General features: G+C 62.2%; 17 protein-coding genes. 7 read left to right on the top strand and 10 right to left on the bottom strand.

Annotation, left to right across the window (positions count from 1 at the left end):
- Nucleotides 1–39: 39 nt before the first annotated feature.
- The 5 genes from C7401_RS44420 to C7401_RS19705 all read left to right on the top strand — a co-directional run bounded on the left by C7401_RS44420 (nucleotide 40) and on the right by C7401_RS19705 (nucleotide 5161).
- Complete coding sequence (locus tag C7401_RS44420; protein WP_146757953.1) at nucleotides 40–360, top strand: hypothetical protein; 321 nt, start codon at nucleotides 40–42, stop codon at nucleotides 358–360.
- Between the two features lie 127 nt (nucleotides 361–487).
- Nucleotides 488–1300: an AraC family transcriptional regulator gene (locus tag C7401_RS19720; RefSeq protein ID WP_112173075.1), complete on the top strand. Its 813-nt coding sequence runs from the start codon at nucleotides 488–490 to the stop codon at nucleotides 1298–1300.
- 143 nt (nucleotides 1301–1443) lie between these two features.
- Nucleotides 1444–2370, top strand: coding sequence for a pyridoxal-phosphate dependent enzyme (locus C7401_RS19715; RefSeq protein ID WP_112173074.1), 927 nt, complete (start codon nucleotides 1444–1446; stop codon nucleotides 2368–2370).
- A 198-nt stretch (nucleotides 2371–2568) separates the two neighbouring features.
- Entirely contained in the window at nucleotides 2569–3321 is a 753-nt protein-coding gene (locus C7401_RS19710) for a pentapeptide repeat-containing protein (protein WP_309251999.1), read from the top strand.
- A 199-nt stretch (nucleotides 3322–3520) separates the two neighbouring features.
- A complete protein-coding gene (locus tag C7401_RS19705; protein WP_373864446.1) occupies nucleotides 3521–5161 on the top strand; it encodes an ABC transporter substrate-binding protein in 1641 nt (546 codons plus the stop codon).
- A 48-nt stretch (nucleotides 5162–5209) separates the two neighbouring features.
- Here C7401_RS19705 and C7401_RS19700 read toward each other — a convergent pair whose 3' ends face one another.
- The gene (locus tag C7401_RS19700) at nucleotides 5210–6322 is read right to left on the bottom strand and encodes an alkene reductase (protein WP_112173071.1); all 1113 of its coding nucleotides are present in this window, start codon (nucleotides 6320–6322) and stop codon (nucleotides 5210–5212) included.
- A gap of 63 nt (nucleotides 6323–6385) precedes the next feature.
- Complete coding sequence (locus tag C7401_RS19695) at nucleotides 6386–6868, bottom strand: nuclear transport factor 2 family protein (protein ID WP_112173070.1); 483 nt, start codon at nucleotides 6866–6868, stop codon at nucleotides 6386–6388.
- A gap of 124 nt (nucleotides 6869–6992) precedes the next feature.
- On the opposite strand from C7401_RS19695, the gene C7401_RS19690 reads away from it, so the two are divergent.
- Together C7401_RS19690 and C7401_RS19685 are read left to right on the top strand one after the other, a co-directional pair.
- A complete protein-coding gene (locus tag C7401_RS19690) occupies nucleotides 6993–7916 on the top strand; it encodes a LysR family transcriptional regulator (RefSeq protein WP_112173069.1) in 924 nt (307 codons plus the stop codon).
- Nucleotides 7917–7977: 61 nt separating this feature from the next.
- Nucleotides 7978–9732, top strand: a complete 1755-nt coding sequence (locus C7401_RS19685; RefSeq protein WP_181565622.1) for a serine hydrolase domain-containing protein — start codon at nucleotides 7978–7980, stop codon at nucleotides 9730–9732.
- A 19-nt stretch (nucleotides 9733–9751) separates the two neighbouring features.
- On the opposite strand, the gene C7401_RS19680 is transcribed toward C7401_RS19685, so the two are convergent.
- The 8 genes from C7401_RS19680 to dapA all read right to left on the bottom strand — a co-directional run bounded on the left by C7401_RS19680 (nucleotide 9752) and on the right by dapA (nucleotide 17820).
- Nucleotides 9752–10582: an IclR family transcriptional regulator gene (locus C7401_RS19680; RefSeq protein ID WP_112173067.1), complete on the bottom strand. Its 831-nt coding sequence runs from the start codon at nucleotides 10580–10582 to the stop codon at nucleotides 9752–9754.
- A gap of 60 nt (nucleotides 10583–10642) precedes the next feature.
- The gene (locus tag C7401_RS19675) at nucleotides 10643–11395 is read right to left on the bottom strand and encodes an amino acid ABC transporter ATP-binding protein (RefSeq protein WP_112173066.1); all 753 of its coding nucleotides are present in this window, start codon (nucleotides 11393–11395) and stop codon (nucleotides 10643–10645) included.
- The gene (locus C7401_RS19670) at nucleotides 11392–12090 is read right to left on the bottom strand and encodes an amino acid ABC transporter permease (RefSeq protein ID WP_112173065.1); all 699 of its coding nucleotides are present in this window, start codon (nucleotides 12088–12090) and stop codon (nucleotides 11392–11394) included. The genes C7401_RS19675 and C7401_RS19670 overlap by 4 nt, the downstream gene beginning before the upstream one ends.
- A 2-nt stretch (nucleotides 12091–12092) precedes the next feature.
- Nucleotides 12093–12788: an amino acid ABC transporter permease gene (locus tag C7401_RS19665; protein ID WP_112173064.1), complete on the bottom strand. Its 696-nt coding sequence runs from the start codon at nucleotides 12786–12788 to the stop codon at nucleotides 12093–12095.
- A 43-nt stretch (nucleotides 12789–12831) separates the two neighbouring features.
- Nucleotides 12832–13671: an ABC transporter substrate-binding protein gene (locus C7401_RS19660; protein WP_112173063.1), complete on the bottom strand. Its 840-nt coding sequence runs from the start codon at nucleotides 13669–13671 to the stop codon at nucleotides 12832–12834.
- A gap of 533 nt (nucleotides 13672–14204) precedes the next feature.
- Entirely contained in the window at nucleotides 14205–15023 is an 819-nt protein-coding gene (locus C7401_RS19655) for an IclR family transcriptional regulator (protein WP_112173062.1), read from the bottom strand.
- A gap of 255 nt (nucleotides 15024–15278) precedes the next feature.
- Complete coding sequence (locus C7401_RS19650; RefSeq protein ID WP_112173061.1) at nucleotides 15279–16496, bottom strand: pyridoxal phosphate-dependent aminotransferase; 1218 nt, start codon at nucleotides 16494–16496, stop codon at nucleotides 15279–15281.
- Between the two features lie 319 nt (nucleotides 16497–16815).
- On the bottom strand, nucleotides 16816–17820 hold the full coding sequence (gene dapA / locus C7401_RS19645; RefSeq protein WP_146757952.1) for a 4-hydroxy-tetrahydrodipicolinate synthase: 1005 nt from the start codon (nucleotides 17818–17820) through the stop codon (nucleotides 16816–16818).
- Between the last annotated feature and the right edge of the window lie 149 nt (nucleotides 17821–17969).

Raw genomic sequence — 17969 nt, 5'->3', positions numbered from 1 at the left:
GCGTCCCATATCTCCCCCGTACACGTGCGGAGCAAATCAATGATAGTCAAGAAACACGGCCGGGGCATGCTCGTCTTGTTGCCCGCGCTCTTGTGCTCGTCGACGCTCGCGTGGGCAGTGACGCCCCAAGCGGGTGCACCCGCATCGGGGACATCGGGGAGCGTGACGGCGAAGCCGAAGGCGAAGGCAAGCGCGAAACCGGGCACAAAGCCGTCTGCTGGAGCAAGCAGCGTCGCCGCGAATCCGGAGAAGGAGGACGCACAGCAAAGCACGCGCAGCCTCGTGCCGAATAGTCCTCACCCCAATGTCGATCCCACGCAACCCTGGCCGCGATCGGGGGGCGCCGAAGAATCGAAGTAGGCTTTCGAAGCATCCGGCCATTTCGCGTGCTGACCTATACTCGCGGTGCCCCGCCGGAAAAAGCTTCGATCGTTCGAGTATGGTGCGGCCCCTTATATCTGGCGCAAAAGCGATTGCGTGATTCGAAATGACCGATGGTGTGGAGTACAAACGGCTAGCCGGCCTGCCCGGACTGGTGCTCGGCGTGGGGCGCTTCAAGGAGTTCAGCTTCGAGCGGCATTACCATCTTGACTATCATGTCGGGCTCGTCACCGATGGCGTTCAGCGGCAATGCGTGAACGGCGAGGCCGTATTGCTCGGGCCCGGTCGCGTCTCCTTGATGCCGCCCGGCGAGATCCACGACGGCGCGGGCGAAAGCGGCAACGCCTATACGCTGAAGACCTTCAGGCTCTCCCGCGATCTGCTGCGGGACGTCGCGGCCGAGGTGACGGACTCCGACCACCGTGAGCCCGGATTGAACGGCATGATGCTCGAGGACAGGACGCTGGCCGCGCAACTGTTGCAGCTTCACGATGCGATGCGACTGTCGCCCGACGCGTCCTCGTTATGTGTGCAGTCGGAATGGCTGTCGTTGCTGCATTGCCTGTTCGCCCGGTCCGGCGCCATCAAACCGGTTGCGATTAAAGGCGCGCTCTCCCCGGTGCATTGGCAACGGCTCAAGGATTATTGCCTCTCCCATCTCGCCGAGAAAATCACGCTCGATGAACTGGCCACCTTGTGCGGTCTGGGGCGTTTTCATTTTCTGCGCCGGTTCAAGCAGACCATCGGCATGACGCCTCATGCCTGGCTGCTTCGTCTGCGCCTGGAGCGAGCTTGCAGCTTGCTCGCGCGCGGCAAGCCGACCATCGCCGAAGTCGCCCAGGGCGTGGGGTTTTACGATCAAAGCCATTTCAACCGGGCGTTCCGTCAAGCGTTTGGCGTGGCCCCGTCCGCCTACTGAGCCGATGGGCCTTTGATCGCCCGCCCTGCTCCAACGTCCTTCGGACCGGTCAATTTTTTACAAGCCAGCGCGCCCTTTGCACTTTAGGATCCGCACAAGTCCGGCCTCAGCCGGTCCGACTGCCAATCTGGAAGCTCAACGCCATGAATCTGCACTTCGACAGCCCTTTGATGGAATCGCGCGCCTTGAGCGTCCCTGGTGAACAATCCATCTGGCTCAAGCTCGACGCCTTGCAGCCGTGCGGATCGTTCAAGATCCGGGGTATCGGCCATGCTTGCGCGGTCCACCAGAGCCGTGGCGCACAGCGTTTCGTTTCCTCGTCGGGAGGCAATGCGGGGCTTGCCGTGGCGTACGCGGGGCGGCGCCTCGGCATTCCCGTCGTGGTCGTGGTGCCCGAAACCACGACGGCGCGCGCCAAAGAACTGCTCGGCCTGGAAGGCGCGGAGGTCGTGGTGCACGGCAGTTCCTGGCAAGAGGCCAACCAGTACGCACAAACGCTCCTGGGCGCGACGGACGCCTTCGTGCATCCGTTCGACGATCCGCTGCTGTGGCACGGCCATGCGTCGATGATCGACGAGGTTGCCGAGGCCGGGCTCAAGCCGGACGCCGTCGTGCTTTCCGTCGGCGGGGGCGGCCTGCTTTGCGGCGTGGTGGAAGGCTTGCAGCGCAATCATTGGCGCGATGTGCCGGTGCTGGCCGTCGAAACCGAAGGCGCCGCTTCATTCCACGCCGCTGTCGAGGCCGGCCGTACGGTGGAGTTGCCGCGTATCGCCAGCGTCGCCACGTCGCTTGGCGCGAAGCGGGTGTGCGAACAGGCGTTGCATTGCGCGCATGAGCACCCTGTGCGCAGCCTCGTGGTGTCGGACCGCAGCGCGCTCGCCGCCTGCGAGCGTTTTCTCGCGGATCACCGCATTCTGGTCGAGCCGGCTTGCGGTGCGGCGCTGTCCGTCGCCTACGACCGGCACCCGGCGTTGGCCGAATACAAAAAGGTCCTGGTTATCGTGTGCGGCGGCGCCACGGCGACCATCGATCAGATCCGCGCGTGGGCAGAGCAACCGGATTGCCGGTGAAACCTCGAACATCGGTCCCACGGCGCTGAGACCCATCCGTTGATCTTGTGCCGGTCAGGGTCGCGGCGATAAAATCCTCACCGCCGAAAATAGAGTGGCAGGTTGGTATCTCCTGCGCCCGACTCCTTTGTTGGGTTCTAGATTTGCCGCGGCGTCAACCTTACTTTGACCAAGTTGAGGGGACGCGCTGTGGACCGGATGCTGCGCGCCCCTTTGGATGAGGAGCCTGCACCGATGCGCAGCAACACACAAGAGCCGTCAGCCGAAGAAGGCACGCTGTTCAGCGGATTGACCTTCGAGCGCGAGGCGCTGACCCGCCTGCTTCGAGAATGCGGCGACCAGCCGACATTCGAGCACTGTAGTTTCAACGGCGAAGATCTTTCGAATCTGGATTTCCGCGCCGCGCGCTTCACGCAGTGCGACTTCGAGCACGCCATTCTGGAGCACTCCGAACTCGCCAGGAGCCGCTGGCTGGCGTGCAAGTGCGCGGCGGCGAGATTTCGTTACGCCAATATCAGCGATGCCCGTTTCTACCGCAGCGATCTGAACAACACCGACTGGACCGGCTCGAAACTCGGGTCAGCGGTTTTCACCGAGGTCAAGCTGACCGGAGCCCGCTTTGTCGACGCCCGCACGCTCGGCCTCAGCTTTCACGACTCCCTGCTGGTGGGCGCCGATCTGCGGGGCCTGTCGTTTCGCAAGCAAACGCTCGAAGCCCTGAACTTCTCCGACGCGGATCTCTCCGACTGCGACTTTCGCGACGCGGTATTCGAAGGCGGCAGTCTCAGCAACGCACAACTGCGCAACAGCCGCTTCGACGGCGCGGACCTACGCTCTGTAGACCTAAGTGGCTTGCGTCTGACCGACGTGCTGCAACACCTCAAAGGGACGATCCTTTCCGTCGATCAGGCCGTCACACTGATTGGAGACTGCGGAGTGCGGGTGGTGTAACGCCATGACCGACAGCAATTTGTCTGATCAATAACATTCCCCGGCTCCCGCCCTGACTGCGCTCGCGCGCAATGGGGGCGGACCGGGTTCTGTCCCGGTCATGGGGATGACCCGCGCTGCGCGCCAGCGGATATTGACTAAGCTATTCTTGTTGCACGCAGTGATCGAGCACCGCTTTGAATTAAAAATCTACCGGAGAGTGCCCATGTCATCCTGCCGCAGACTTTGGCTGAATCCCCTCGCGTTGCTTTTGTGTTCCTTCGGGGTCTTTAGTGCCATATCGAGCACGTCGGCGTCCGCCGCGACCTTGCCGGACAAAACGCTCGTGTTCTGCTCGGAGGGCAGCCCGGCGGGCTTCGACTCGGCGCAATACACAACCGGGCTCGAATTTTCGGCCGCGTCGTACACCGCCTACAACCGTCTGGTCGAATTCGAGCATGGCGGCACGAAAGTCGAACCGGGTCTTGCCGAGTCGTGGGAAATTTCACCGGACGGCCTGACCTATACGTTTCACCTGCGCCACGGCGTCAAGTTTCATACCACGTCGTTCTTCAAGCCCACGCGCGAATTCAACGCCGACGACGTCATGCTGACGTTCGAGCGCATGTTCGACCCGAACAACGCGTTTCGCACGGCGTATCCCGTCCAGTTTCCGTATTTCAAGGACATGGGGCTCGACAAGAGCATCGCGAAGATCGAAAAGCTCGATCCCTACACCGTGCGCTTTACCATGAAGACGGTGAACGCGCCGTTCCTCTCGGAACTGGCCATGCCGTTCGCGTCCATCCTCTCGGCCGAATACGTCGATCAGTTGATGAAGGCCGGCAAGGCGTCCGACATCAACCTCTACCCGGTCGGCACGGGCCCGTTCATTTTCGTCAGTTATACGAAGGATGCGACGATCCGCTTCGACGGCAACCCTGACTACTGGAAGCCGGGTGTCGTGCGGCTGGGCAAGCTCATCTTCTCCATCACACCCGACGCCGCCGTGCGCGAGCAGAAGCTCAAGAAGAACGAATGCCAGGTCATGAGTTACCCTCGCCCGCAAGCCATCGCCGGGCTGGAGAGCGATCCGGACATCCAGGTGCTCCACCAGGTCGGTTTCAATCTCGGGTTTCTCGGCTACAACACCACGCACAAGCCGCTCGACAAGGTCGAGGTGCGCCAGGCGCTCGACATGGCGATCAACAAGAAAGCCATTATCGAGTCGGTTTATGAAGGCTCGGGACAACCGGCGACAAACCCGATGCCGCCAACCCAGTGGTCCTATAACAAGACGCTCAAGGATGCGCCTTACGATCCGGCCAAGGCGAAGGACATGCTCGCCAAGGCGGGCTTTCCAGACGGCTTCGAAATCACCCTGTGGGCGATGCCGGTGCAACGCCCTTATAACCCCAATGCGCGCCTGATGGCCGAGATGATTCAGGCCGACTGGGAAAAGATCGGCGTGCACGCGAAGATCGTCACGTATGAGTGGGGCGAATACATCAAGCGCGCGCATGCGGGCGAGCACGACGCGATACTGATCGGCTGGACCGGAGACAACGGCGACCCGGACAACTGGCTCGGCGTGCTGCTGGGTTGCGCGTCGGTGAACGGCAGCAACTTTTCCAAGTGGTGCTATCAGCCGTTCGAGGATTTGATCCAGAAAGGCCGCACCACGACCGACATCGCCGCCCGCACGGACTTCTATATGCAGGCCCAGGTGATCTTCAAGCAGCAAGTGCCCTTCACGCCGATCGCCCATTCGACCGTTTATCAGCCGATGCGCAAGAACGTCACCGGCTTCAAGATCGACCCGTTCGGTCCGACCCAGTTCTGGAACGTCGGCTTCAAATGATGGCGCGCGAGCGCTCCTTCACGCCCCTTCATTCCCCTTCACGCCCTTTCATGCCGCGCCGGGCCGATACGCCGGATAGTCCGTGTAGCCCTTGCTGATCGCTCCATTCACGCCGTAGAGCGTGGAGCGATCGGCATCGGCCTGCGGCCAGTTGTGCCGCATCCTCTCCACCAGATCCGGGTTCGAAATAAACGGGCGGCCGAACGCGATCAGGTCGAGCGCCCCGCTCGCCAGGGCCGCCTCGGCGCTCATGCGCGTGAATCCGCCTGCCGCCATCAAGGTGCCCTGGTACGCCTCGCGGAACCGGGCGGCGAAGCCTTCGGGAATCGACTCGGCGCCTATGGTGAGTTGATCGCTCAAGTGCACATACGCGAGATCCATTTCATTCAACACTGCGGCCACGCGCAGCCACGTTGGCGCTTCATCGCCGTAAGGCTGCATGTCGAACAGGCGGCCGAAGGGCGATAGCCGGACGGCGACGCGCGTATTGCCGATTTCGGCGGCGATCGCATCGAGCGTGTCCCGCATGAATCGCAGGCGGTTATCGATGGAGCCGCCGTAGCGGTCGGTCCGGGTATTCAGCGCGCCGTTGAGAAACTGCTCGAACAGATAGCCATTGGCGCCGTGCAGTTCAACGCCGTCGAAACCGGCTTCCATCGCCCGGCGTGCGGCCCGGACAAAATCGGCGGTAATGCGTTTGATTTCCGCTTCCTCCAGCGCTCTCGGCTGGCTCGCCTGAATGGGCCCTGCCTGACCGGGCGCGATCCATGCATAAGCGTTCGAATTGGCCGCTAATTGCGCAACGGAGGACACCGGTGCGGCGCCATCGGGCTGGAGAGACACGTGCGACATGCGACCAACGTGCCACAACTGGGCGAAAATCTTCCCGCCCCTGGCATGGACGGCGGCCGTGACGCGACGCCAGGCTTGCGTCTGTTCGTCCGTGTAAAGACCCGGATTGAACAGATATCCGCAACCTTCGCGCGATACGGGAACCCCCTCGCTGATAATCAGGCCCGCCGTCGCGCGTTGCGAGTAGTAAAGGACGGTGTGCTCGTCCGGTATGTCGTCGAGCGCTCGTGCGCGGGTCATGGGCGCCATGACGATGCGATTCGACAGCGGTGTGCCGGCCAGGTCATACGGTTCAAATAACAGGCTCATTGCAATCCAGAAGAAGAAAGTGGGTTCAGCATGCGAGCGCGGCAATGCCGCTCGGCGGCTTGCTCAGTTGGGCAAGACCAGACCGTTTCCAGGGTCTCCGCCACCGCCGTTGGGCTGCGGCCACACGACATCGAGGCGGGTTCGGCTGATGAGCCAGTGACCGTCCATGAGCCGATATTCGTCGGCATACAGGCCCAACAGCAAAAACGGACTTTCCGATGGCGGCCGCGTCGTCACCAGATCGATCAGGTAGCAACGTCCCTCGGCGCGATCCTCGTCGACGAGCTCGACCCACTGATTGGCGATCGCGTGCAGAAATGGGTAGCGGCCGCGGTTTTGCGTATCGAAAGCCTTGAAGGCCTCCGATAGCCCTTCGCGGATTGCGTCCCTGCCCCGCCACACGCCGCGATCGACCTCGCAGACCGCGTCAGGCGCGAAGAGTTGGGCGAGCGCGTCCATACGGTTCGCGTCAAGGTAGTGGCAATAGCGTTTGCGAACATTCTTGACGGCTTCGATCGCAAGCAGCTTCGATATTTCTGTGGACACGGCTTCCTCGTTGCTGTGTTAAGTGCCGCCAGCTTAATCTGATCCACAAAACGGATAAATCTACCTCCAGTCCACTCACTTCGTCCTCTCAGGCTAAAATTAGCCGTCTAGTGGGGGAAGGAAAATGGCCTGGCAACGATTCGACGGCATTCCGGAATTCGTTCTGGCGGCGCAGCTTCAAAGCTTTACGGCTGCCGGGTTGCAGCTCGGCGTCACCAGTTCCGCGGTCGGCAAAGGGGTGTCGCGGCTCGAGCGGCGCCTGGGCGTCAAGCTCCTGCATCGAACGACGCGCCGCCTCACGCTGACCAGCGAGGGCGAGACCTATCTGAGCAGTTGCCTGCGCGTGCTCGAAGATCTGGACGACACCGAAGATGGTCTCGCCACGGGACAAGCGGAGCCGAGGGGGCAATTGCGCATCGCGTTGCCCGGCGCGTTCGGACGCAGGCATATCGCACCGGCGCTGATCGCGCTCGCGCGACAGTACGCGCAACTGGACCTGACGATCACCTTCGGCGACCGCACCGTCGACATGATCAGCGAAGGCATTGACCTCGCGGTGCGCATCGGAGACCTGAAGGACGATTCAGAACTCGTCGCGCGCAGCCTCGGCGAACAGCATCTCGTGATTTGCGCATCGCCCGATTATTTGCGCAGGCGTGGACCCGTGACCACCCAGGCGGCGCTGCTCGAACACGACTGCATCGTGGGATGGCGTAGAGGCGCACGCTCGACCTGGTTGCTTCGGGGTCCAAACGGTGTGCTGGAAGAACAGGAAATCCGCGTTCGTCACGAGCTCGGCGATGGCGAGATGATGGTCCAGGGCGTTCTCGACGGGTGTGGTCTGTCGCAGTTGCCCACCTGGCTCGTGCATGAGCATTTGCAGTCCGGCCGTCTCGTCACGGTGCTCGATGAGTTCGAGGGCGGAGGCATGCCGATCCACGTGATCCGGCCTCGCACGCGCTATGTCCAGCCCAAGGTGCGCGTTGTCAGCGACGCTCTGGTGAATCTGGCGAAGGCGCATCCCGACGTTTTTTTGTGCGCCCGGTAGTATTGGAATCCTCGTCAATCGCTTTGCCGTTGCCATGCACTTGCTGCGCAGGAATCTCTCCATGTCCGCTGACCAACCTGTTCCCGATGGCTCATACGAGGGCCGTTTAGGCCCCTTGCCGCTGATCCTGCATGTTGCGCGGCATGGCAGCGACCTGCCGATGTTGACGATCGACAGTCCGGATCAGGGCGCGTTTGGCATCGAATGTATGGAGGTGACCATCGATGGGCGATCGCTGAATTTCGCGGTGCCTTCGGTTAGCGGCGCCTGGTCCGGCGCACTCGAAGCCGACGGCCTGACGCTCTCCGGTACGTGGAAACAGGGTGGCGCGACTGCGCTCAAGTGGGTGCGCGATACATTCGTGCCGACTGCCATGCCCTCATCGATCGACGGCATCTGGCTCGGTCAACTCACGGTCGACAAGCGTTCGCTACGCATACAAGTCACCACCAGGACTGACCGGCACGGACGCTTGTCCGCAACGCTCGATAGCATCGATCAACGCAAGACCGGCCTGGCGTGCGCGAACCTGTCCATCAACGGCAACGCCTTCAGTTTTGATGTGCCTTCGGTCGATGGACGCTGGACCGGCACGCTGTCCGCCGATGCAAACAGACTGACCGGGCAATGGGCTCAGCGCGCGGAGTATCCGCTCGACCTCGAACGGCAGACGCAGCCTGTGCGCGTGCAACCTTTGCCCGCGCCGCGCATGTTGCCAGGCTTGCCACCGGTGCCGGCGGCGGAACTCGGTGCACGCCTTTTGTGCGACTTCGGGGATCTGCTGACAACGGGCTGGCTCTCGCGAGGCAGCGCCGGTGGCGTCGTGATCGGCATTTCGCAGGATGGCGAGCGCTCCATTGTCTCGTTCGGCGCGGCGGGCGACGCTTCGATCTTTGAAATTGGTTCGGTTTCCAAAACGTTTACCGGGTTGCTGCTTGCGCAAATGGTCGCGCAAGGCAAGGCTCAACTGCATGAGCCCGTGAGAGCGTTGCTTCCCAACAGCGCCGTCGCAAAGCCAGGCGGGGAGGAAATCACCCTGCTCGATCTTTCGACGCACCATTCGGGCTTGCCCCGTTTGCCGGCCAACATGCAACCCGCCGATCCGGAAGACCCGTACGCGGATTACGACGCGCAAAAGCTGCATGCGTTTCTTGCGGCGCACGGCACCGGCAAGGCGGGACAACCCGGCTTCAGCTACAGCAACCTCGGTGCGGGCCTGCTTGGCCATGCGCTCGCGAACCGCGCGGGCATGCCGTTCATCGCCTTGCTCGATGAACAGATACTCCGCCCGTTAGGCATGACAGACACCGCCATCACGCTCGCGCCCGCGCAACAAGCGCGCTTCATACCAGGGCATGCGGCGAGCGGACTTCCGGCCAGGCCGTGGAATTTGAACATACTGGCGGGCGCGGGCGGGCTGCGTGCGTCGGCGGCCGACCTGCTGACGTATCTGGAGGCGTTTTGCGATCCGCAAAGCCTGCGGGATGCGCCGGGAACCAGCGGACACACGTTGAGCGCGGCGTTCGAGGACGCGCAAAAGCCGCGCGTGAAAGTGAGCGACATGCTGACGATGTGCCTGGGCTGGCTTTACCAGCCTGAAGACCGGACCCACTGGCATACGGGCGGAACAGGCGGCTATACGAGCTACGCGGCGTTCAGCCGGGAACGCAGGCGAGCGATTGTGGTTCTGGTGAACGCGACAGCCGGCGATCATGGCTCTCCCGCCGAAGCGATCGGCCGCTATGTCGTCGAGCGACTGGAAGGCAGGGACGCGATCTGGCCTGGTACGGCATTGCCAGTCGTGCACCAGCCGTAACGATACGAACGAGCGCCTCTCAGGTTCTGGCCACCGCCAGATTCGATCTGATCTCATTGGCAGTGCTGATGATCATCTGCCGGCAGTCGTCGATCACCCCCTCCGGGCTGACACTCTCGCTCGAATACGATGCGCAGATCGCCGCCACCTCGCCCGTCAGGGGGTCGCGTACTGCGCTCGCGATCGTGATGTCGCTGGCGAAATCTTCTTCGACACCGAGCACGTAACCCTCCTCCCGGCTGCGCTGCACCCGCTCCATGATCTTGTCCGCGTGCCAGACCGTATTTGGCATCATCGGCTTGAGATCCGATCGCGCGAGGATCTGCCGCACGGTCGCGTCCGGCATTGCCGACAGTATCGCGACGCCGGACGCCGAGCAGTAAGCCGGCAGCCGCGTGCCGGTGTCCATGGCATTGGAGAGCATCTCCATGCTCACGTAGCGCAACACCTGCACGGTATTGGTATCGTCCAGCATCGTGAGCGCGATCGTCGCGTTGGTCTTGCGGCGCAGAAACTTCAGATAGGGCCGCGCTTTGGTGACGATGCGATGCGACGCGAGATACGACTGACTCAGATCGAGACAGCGCATCGAGAGCCGGTACTCGCCATCCGGGCCCACCTTGTCGAGATAGCCGAGTTTCCAGAGCGTGTGCGCCGCGCGCTGCGCCGCACTCCTTTCGAGGCCGGTCTCGCGCGCGATCTGCGAAAAGCCCATCAAGGGCCGGGCCTTGCTAAACGCTTCGAGAACGCGAAACGCCTTGATCACGCTCCCGACGATCAAGTGATCGACTTCAGTGTCTTCACCACTGTTCGCGCTGCCGCCGATGCTGCCTGATCTGCCGGACACCATGCTTTCCCCTTCAGAGTTCTTTTATGACAATGCGCTCGCTGCGGCCGCGCCATGCGTGCTTTACGCCGCGCCCGCCGCCGTGACCCACGGCGAGCGGATATCCGAAAGGAAACGCTGCGCACGCGGATGATCGGGTTTCCTGAAGAAATTCTCGGGCCGCGCCCGTTCGAGCACCTGGCCCTGATCCATGAAGATGACACGATCGGCCACTTCGCGCGCGAAGCCCATTTCGTGTGTGACGCAAACCATCGTCATGCCGTCGCACGCGAGGCCTTTCATGACCTGGAGCACTTCGTTGACCATTTCGGGGTCGAGCGCGGACGTGGGCTCGTCGAACAGCATGAGCGGCGGCTTGCCGGCAAGCGCCCGCGCGATTGCCACGCGCTGCTGCTGCCCGCCCGACAGGTTCGCCGGATAGGCATTCGCCTTGGCGGCGAGGCCGACGCGTTCGAGAAAAGCCATCGCGAGGTCGCGCGCCTCGCGCCTGGGCATTTTGCCGAGTCGCACGGGAGCGAGCATGCAGTTCTCCAGCGCGCTCAGATGCGGAAAGAGATTGAACTGCTGGAACACGAAGCCGATTCCGCGGCGAACGTCGTTCACATCCACGCCACGCGCATGGACGTCCTGCCCGTTCACGACGATGCGGCCCTTCTGGATCGGCTCGAGACGATTGACCGTGCGGATCAGCGTGGATTTTCCGGAACCGGACGGCCCACAGACGACGACCACTTCGCCCTTGTTCACCGTCTCGTTGACATCGACGAGCGCGTGATGAGAGCCATACCATTTGTTGACGCCTTCGAAACTAATCATGATTTCAAGCTCAGTGATGAACGCGAACCGAGGTGCCGCTCAAGAAAGTACGCCAGTCGCGAGAGGCCGAAACACAGGACGAAATACGTGAGCACGAGAATGCCGTACACGTCGAACGCGTGGGTCAACTCCTCGGTGCCGATCTGGCCGGAAATGAACGACATTTCCGGCAAGGAAATGATGTAGCCAAACGACGTCTCCTTGATCGTGGAGATGAGCTGGTTCACCATCGACGGAAGCATGTTGCGCATGGCCTGCGGCAGAATGACAAGGCGCATTGCATGCCCATACGGAAACCCGAGCGAGCGCGCCGCTTCCATCTGCCCGCGCGGGAGCGCCTGAATGCCCGCGCGAAAGATCTCGGCGAGAAAGGCGCCGTCGACGATGATGAGCGAGACGAGCATCGTCGTGAACTGGCCCGTGTCGTGCCCCGTCATCGACGGCAACAGGAAGTAGGCCCAGAAAATCACCATCAGCAAGGGCGTGCCGCGCACGATGCTGAGCAGGATGCCCACCGGCCTGCGCAGCAGCGGATAAGGACTGACCACGCACAGGCCAAACAGCATGCCCACCGGCATGGCGAGCACCAGCGCGCTGAACGCCAGCAGCAGCGTGAGGCTCAGGCCGCCCAGCGGTCCGTTCGGATACTGGCCAACCAGAAAGAACGCGGCGTAGGTATGAATCAGATCCCACATTGTCAGGTGCTCCGGACGGGGTAGCGCTGCTGATAAAGATGCGACACCGCCGAGATCAGCGTCGAAATCGTGAGGTAGGCCAGCGTGGTGATGGCGAATACGTCGAAGGTGCGGAAGGTGGCGGAACTCACCTGCTGCGCGCGATACATCATCTCCGCCACGCCCACCGCCATGGCCGTGCTGGAGTTTTGCCAGAGATTGAGGACCTGATTGATGAGCGGCGGCACGGTGTAGCGCAGCGACTGCGGCAGGACGATCAACCACAACGTCTGGAAGAAGCCGAATCCCAGCGCGCGACCGGCTTCGTGCTGCGTGACGTTCACCGCGCGCAATCCGCTGCGGAAGTCCTCGGCCATATACGCGGCCGAATAAAGCACGAGCGCGATGACGGCGCTCAGCAACTCGTAGTTGTGGTCATATAGCCAGGCCGTGACGGGGCGCGGCAACAGTTGCGGCACGCCGAAATACCAGAACAGCAAATGGGCCAGCAGCGGCACGTTGCGCGTGACTTCGATATAGGAGAGGCTCAGCCACTGCACGAACTTGACCGGAACGAGCCGCATCACCGCGAGCGCCAGCCCGAGCGGCAACGCGAACACGAGCCCGAGCACGGACAGCTTGATCGACAGCAGGAACCCGCTGAGCAGCGACCCGAAGTACGGCCCCGCGAGCAGCATGGAGAGATCGAATTTTGGCATCGTTCGAGCTGCCCGGCGGCGCCGGGCAGCACTCCTTGCACGGTTAGATCTGGTCGGAATCGATCTTGAACGAGCGCGGCGGGAAATTCATTCCCGAGTTCGGCCCGAACCACTTATCGTAAATCTTCTGGGCTTCGCCGCTCTTCTCCATTCCGAGGAGAATCTCGTTCACCTTGGCCTTGAACGCCGGCTCGTCCTTGCGCACGCCGAGCGCGTCCTTGTCGCTCGCGAGGCTCTCGGGCAGGATCATGTAATCCTTCGCCTGCGGCCCGAGTTTCACGAGCGCGCCGCCTAGCGTGGTTTCGTCGTCGATATACGCAACGCCCTTGCCTTGCTGAAGCGCGAGAATGCCTTCGGGGTTGGTGTCGAATTCGATCAGCGTGGCGTTGGGCAGCGCCTTCGGAATGTTGATGGCCTCGATCGAGCCCTTGGTGGTCATCACCTTCTTGCCGTCGAGCTGGGCCAGATGCGTGATGCCGCTATCCTTGCGCACCAGCGCCTTTTCGCCGAGCACGAACGTCGAAAGCGTGAAGTCGACCTGCGACTCGCGGTCCTTCGTATGGGTGAGCGATGCGGTCAGGATATCGACGCGCTTTTGTTGCAGTTCCGGAATGCGCGCCGCGGTCGCCAGTTGCTTGAGCACGGGCTTCACACCCAGCGCCTTGGCGATGGCGTTGCAGAAGTCCACGTCGTATCCCACGATCTCGCGATCCGCGGGGTTCTTGATGAAGCTGAACGGGCGGTCGGTGCCGAGCACACCGCAGACGAGTTCGCCCTTCGCCTTGATGTCGGTGAGCTGATCCGCGAGCGCGGAGCCGGCGGCGAGCGCCAGCGTTCCCGTCACGATCGAGCAGGTGATCAGTCGCTTGAGTTTGACCTTCATTTAGGATCTCCAGGTATTGGCTGAATCTGATGCGCATGCATTGCGTGCGGCTGACGAATTGCCGACAGCGAACACGCCTGCCCGAAAACGGTCGTGCCGATTTAATCCGGCGTGACTACATGCGCGACTACATAATTGCATTGTAATCAGTTTGGATTGGAATTCAGTGTAGATGAGTCAAAATACATTTACAAGGATTCGAAGCGGTCTTTACGGGTTGATCCCAACGACGCGCCGCGCGCATACGAAAAACGGCGCGCGACGGGCGAGCGGCGCGCCGGGCGTGGGTGGTTTTTGTCTGTCGAAAACGGATGTTGTGAAGCGCCGGCTTCGATCACGAAGCAAGCTGCTTTTTCAGGTTCGAGCGGTGCAATGCGCGTTGCGGGCGCGTGAGCAATGATGCGCGGCGCGACGGCGTGACATCACGCGTCAAGACGCGCGGCAGCGCCGCTTGCGCGGCTCACGCGCGCCGGCAGAGCAGATCATTCGGAAGGTTGAGCGGACGCGAACGCGGCCGTCGTCGACGCCCTGCTTTACAGCGTCATGAGCTTCGCTTCGATCTCTTGCGCCGTGCTCATCATGAGCTGGCGACAGCCGTTCATCACGGCCTTGACCGAAGTGGTTTCGCTGGAATACGACGCGCCGATCGCGGCGATCTCGCCTGTGAGTCCGTCACGGACCGCGCAAGCAAGCGTGATGTCGCTCGCGAAATCTTCCTCGACGCCGAGAACATAGCCTTCTTCGCGGCTGCGATGAATGCGCTCCATGATCTTGTCGGTTTCCCAGATCGTGCCCGGCATGACCGGCTTGAGATCCGACTGCGAGAGAATCACGCGAATCTGCTCGTCGTCCAGCGCGGACAACATGGCGACGCCGGTGGCCGTGCACCAGGCCGGCATGCGAAGACCGCCGCCCAGGTCGTTCGACAGCATTGCCGAGTTGGTGTAGCGGATGATGAACATCGAATCGGGACCGTCGAGCATGGTCAGATTGATCGACGCATCGGTCTTGCGGCGCAGGAATCGCAGATAAGGCTCCGCGCACTCGACGATACGATTCGACTTGCGAAACGCGTGGCCAAGATCGAGACAACGTTTTGTGAGCCGGTATTCACCGGCCGGTCCGACCTTGTCGAGATACCCAAGCTTCCACAACGTGTGCGCGGCGCGTTGTGCGGCGCTTTTCTCGAGCCCCACTTCGCGCGCGATCTGGGAAAAACCCATCATCGGCTTTCCCTGCCCAAAAGCCTCGAGCACGCGAAACGCCTTCGCCACACTGCCAACAAACAAGTTATCCACGTCCTCCGCGCCAGTTTCGGGAGTCGACGTCTTATCGTTTTTCTTCGAAGCCATGGGTAGATGCTGTTAATGATGTCCGCTCCGCCGCGAACGGGGTACAGAACGCATGAAAGCATCATACCGCATGCCCACCGTAAGCTTGCACGCGCACGGGCCGCACGCACACGACGTGGTATGGCATGGCGTCGCTCCAAAAAAAAGACCGCGCCCCAGAAGCAGGACACGGTCGTGAGGAGAGACGGGTCGCGCGCGTCGCGCGTATCGGGTCCCGGCGCTTCAGCCGCCGGTAGTGGGAGCGTTGCCCACGGGTCAACCGAGCGTTTTCACCGCACGATACAAGGCGTCGAGGCCGCGCTCGATCGTCGCCTCGTCCGTCGCGAACGAAATGCGGACGGTGCCCTTTGCGCCGAAATCGACGCCCGGAACGACTGCCACGCGATGCTCGTCGAGCAGCCAGCTCGCGAATGCGACGTCGTCGCCCGCGAAGCGCGCGGGGTCGGCAATCACCTTGCTCACGTCGATCAGCGCGAAGAACGCGCCGTCCGGCCGGGAGATCTGCAAATCCGCATTGCGCGCGGCAAACGACATGACCAGATCGCGCCGGCGACGATAGACATCCACCATGTGATCGAGCGCTTCGGTCGGGCCGTTGAGCGCCGCAACCGCCGCCGCCTGACTGATCGACGAAGGCGAGAGCGTCGTTTGCGCCTGCAAATCGGCCATGGCCGCGATCAGGTCCGCCGGTCCCGCGGCAGTGCCGATGCGCCACCCCGTCATGGCGTAACCCTTCGACATGCCGTTCGAAATCAGCAGCCGGTTCGCCAGTTGCGGGCAGACCGTTGCGAGCGAAACAGGTTGCTTCGCGAGGTAGTGGAGGCGGTCATACACTTCGTCGCTGAGAATCCATACGTCGGGATAGTCGATCAGCACGTTGCCGAGGTCGCGAAGCTCGTCTTCGCTATACACCGCGCCCGTCGGGTTGGACGGCGTATTGAGGATCACCCAGCGCGTGCGGGGGCCAATCGACTGCCGCAGTTCATCGGCGGTGAGCTTGTAGCCGTTTTCCCTCCTGGCGGTGACGATCTTCGGCACACCGCCGGCCGCATAGATCATGGTGGGATAGGCGGCCCAATAGGGCGCGGGCAGCAGGACTTCGTCGCCCGGCTCCAGCGTGACCGCGAGCGCGTTAAAGACGATCTGCTTGGAGCCCGTCGCCACCATCACCTGTTCGTCGGCGAAATCGAGGCCGCTTTCGCGCGCATACTTCGCGCGAATGGCCTCGCGGACTGCATGCGAGCCGCGCACCGGCGTGTAATGCGTGTCACCGGCCAGCATCGCCCGATGCGCCGCTTCCACGATATGCGGCGGCGTGTCGACATCGGGCTCGCCTGCGGTCAAGGATTGCACATCGACGCCCTGCGCCTTCAGGTCGATGACGCGAGCCATGAGCACGTAGATGCTCGACGTCTTGATGTTGTCCATTCTCGACGCGATACGCCGGCGCGTCGCCGTGTTCAGTGCAGTCATAAGTCCCTCATAGGTGTGTGTCGTGACGAACGATGGGCGGACGGCAGGGCGCGACGCGCGGCAGCCGCTCCAATCCCACTGCACCTCGCACGGCGTGCGGCCTCGTTTGGCATCGAGACCGGGTTGCGCCCGGATGGCAAACGTCGTCGGCTCCGTGCCGGTCGGCGCTGACACGAAACCGGCCCTCACTCACCGCATGAATTGCTATTCAATTCATGTTAGTTGCAGTGCAGTTTCAGTAAGCCGAATATACATGACGTCTGCGCCAAAACAAAATTCTTGTTTGAGGCGGCGAGATGACGGCCGCGCACGCCGCAACTCAAGCGGCCGTCAGGTTCCGCTCGCGCTCTTGCAGACCCGCGATAATCGCCCGGAGCCTGCCCGACAATTCGGCGTCGGGCGCTTTCAAAGGACGCAACGCTTCGCCGACCGGCAGGCCGATCATCGACATCGCCGCCTTGAGCGGCCCCGGATTGCCCTCTGAAAACACGGCCTGCATCATGGGCCGCATCACGTCCAGGTACTTCAGCGCCCGCGCCAGGTCGCCTGCGCGCGCGAGGTCGTAGATCCGCTTCCATTGACGCGGGAACAGGTTCGCCGTGGCGTGGATCGAGCCGAACGCGCCGATCGCGAGTTGAACCGGCAGCAGATGATCCTCGCCGCTGAGCACGGCCATCTTGTCGCCGACGAGCGAAACGACATGCATGAAGTGGCCGATATCGGGGTTGCACGCCTTCATTCCAATAATGCTTCGATCCTCCACCATCCCCGCGACGGTTTCGGGATGCACGGTAATCATCGTCTTATAGGGAATCTCGTAGAGCAGCACCGGCGTTCCCACTTCCTCGTGGTACGCCTTGTAGTAGTCGCGCAGCGACGCCTGTGTAGGAGCCACATAATAAGGAGTCACAACCATCAGCGCGTCAGCGCCCGCCTGCGTCAACGCCTTGCCTGCCTCCACCGCTTCGCGAAAACCTGGCGCGAGCACCCCCGCGATGACGGGCCCGCGACCGCCCGCCGCCGCCACGGTCTGCTCCACCACCTCGACACGTTCGCGCTGCGTCAACGCGAGGTATTCGCCGGTGCCGCCCAGCACGACGACGCCGCTCATGCCGCCGTCGAACAGATGATCGACGACGGGCTTGAGCGCGGGTCTGTCGAATTCTCCCAGCGCGTCCAAGGGCGTGGGAATTGCCGGGAACATGCCGGCGAGGTCCGATCGGGAAAGGGACATAAAGCCTCCTGTTGGGCTGATATCAAGAACGATCTGCGTTCCCGATGGGCTCGCGAGCGCAATCGAAGTGTGAGGTGGGCGCTCCGCCACAAAGAAACCAGGCTAAGACTCCCACGGGGCTAACTAATTGCAATACAATTTGATATAGTTGCAATTCAGTTCATACGGACACTATAGCCGACCTCAAGGGGAAAAGAAAACCGCTTTTCCCGAGCGAGTTGTCCGATTGGTATGGATGC

Source organism: Paraburkholderia unamae (genome assembly GCF_003268775.1).
Lineage (GTDB): Bacteria > Pseudomonadota > Gammaproteobacteria > Burkholderiales > Burkholderiaceae > Paraburkholderia > Paraburkholderia unamae.
Note: the sequence above shows the minus strand (reverse complement) of the source record. Positions and strands in the feature narration are given on the sequence as shown.